The sequence below is a fragment of the Limnohabitans sp. genome, from assembly GCF_031539175.1.
Classification (GTDB): Bacteria; Pseudomonadota; Gammaproteobacteria; order Burkholderiales; family Burkholderiaceae_C; genus Limnohabitans.
Map to the genome: position 1 here is coordinate 1 of NZ_JAVKLQ010000071.1, position 1,563 is coordinate 1,563.

At 55.7% G+C, this 1,563-nt stretch carries 3 protein-coding genes; all 3 read left to right on the forward strand.

Annotated features, from left to right (window positions below; genetic code table 11):
• The coding region (locus tag RMS95_RS13195) for a terminase gpA endonuclease subunit (RefSeq protein WP_405023394.1) at window positions 1–599 on the forward strand (599 nt) is incomplete at its 5' end.
• A 5-nt stretch (window positions 600–604) separates the two neighbouring features.
• Complete coding sequence (locus RMS95_RS13200) at window positions 605–1,192, forward strand: hypothetical protein (protein ID WP_310646664.1); 588 nt, start codon at window positions 605–607, stop codon at window positions 1,190–1,192.
• 104 nt (window positions 1,193–1,296) lie between these two features.
• A partial coding sequence (locus RMS95_RS13205) for a phage portal protein (RefSeq protein WP_310646665.1) occupies window positions 1,297–1,563 on the forward strand: 267 nt, incomplete at its 3' end.

Here is a 1,563-nt window from a genome sequence, read left to right on the forward strand (position 1 = left end):
AAATCTTCACCTCCCCCCGCACCGTTGACCTCAACAAAAAGAACAAAGCACAAAAATTTGGTCTGCAAGTTTTCATGGTCGGCACCAGTCGCGCCAAAGACACCATCATTGAAAACCGCCTAAAACTCACAGGCACTGGGGCAGGCCGCTTGCACTGGTACGCCACTGTGCGAGCCGATTATTGGGACCAACTGGTCAGCGAGGTCAAAGCCCCCCACCGCTCGGTCAAAAACAAAAAAGTGTGGATGAAAAAAGCAGGCAAGCGCAACGAAGCGCTCGACTGCGAAGTCTATGCGTTGCACGCTGCGCGCAGCCTTAAAACCAATTTGATGCGCCCGGCGCACTGGGCTGCCTTTGAAGCAAGGTTGCGTCAGCACACCTTGTTGAGTGACCTGCCCGAACAAACAGCAGCGCCCACGGATACCTCAGAAGAGTCGTCGTCGAAAGATGAAGAGATGGGAGCGGACACCCCTGTGCTTGACCAACACGAAACCGCCGCCCCTGCACCTGTGCAGACGCCTACACCCAAGCCAACACCCATCAAGCGCCGCGTCAAAGCGCCTAAGCGCCATGGTGGTTGGAGCAGCAACAACTGGTAACGCCTATGTCAATTCCAAACAAAATCATTGCGGGCGATAGCGTGTCATGGACCGAGGCCTCGTTCATCAGTGCTCTTGGCCCAATCACCTCTGCCAGCTGGAAACTCACCTACTCGTTGCGTGGCAGTTTGCCTGCGGGCAATGTGGATGTATCAGGCGTTGCATCTGGCAGTGGTTGGAGCTGTCAGCTATCTCCAGCACAGTCAGCAGCCCTCAATACGGGGTCAACACGTTTGACTTGGTACTGGCAAGCATGGGCGCAGTCGCTTGACTTGCAACAACGGTGCACCGTTGGCAGTGGTCAATTGTTTGTCAGCCCCAACCTTGCTGCCATGGCTGCTAACACGGCATTCGACGGTCGCAGTCAAGCCGAACAAATTTACGCAGCCATCAACAACGAAATCAAAGCACGTGTTGATGGCGGTGTGTCTGTCGAGTACAGCATTGGTAACCGCAGCTTGAAGCGCGAACCCACGGCTGAACTTCTCAAGCTGCGTTCGCACTATCTCACCATCATCAGCAACGAGCGCCGTGCGCAACAACTGGCGCTAGGGCAGGGCAACTCAGGCCGTGTGGGGGTTCGCTTCAAATGAAAACGACGCAATCTCAATCATGGTTCAACGCTGAACGCGTAGCCGTTAAAGGCTCCGTTGTCTTGGAACAATGGCGAAAATCGCATGGCCCTGAGCACAGACGCTTGGCCGCCAATATCCAGCGTCGCAGCTACGCAGGCGCACAAATGGGTCGCACGGTTGCTGATTGGGTAGCCAATGGCACCAGCGCTGACAGCGAACTCTACACAGGCCTGCGCCCACTGCGTAACCGCAGTCGCCAGTTGGTGCGTGACAACGAATACGCCGCCAATGCCATCAAGCGCATCATCCCCAACAACATCGTAGGCCGTGGCATCGGCTTGCAACCCTTGGTCAAACTGCCCAATGGCAAAGAAGATGCTGTCACGAAT

Bases quoted from the DNA above. Each gene is read 5' to 3' on its own strand.
- RMS95_RS13200 (WP_310646664.1), top strand. From the start codon at position 605: ATGTCAATTCCAAACAAAATCATTGCGGGCGATAGCGTGTCATGGACC.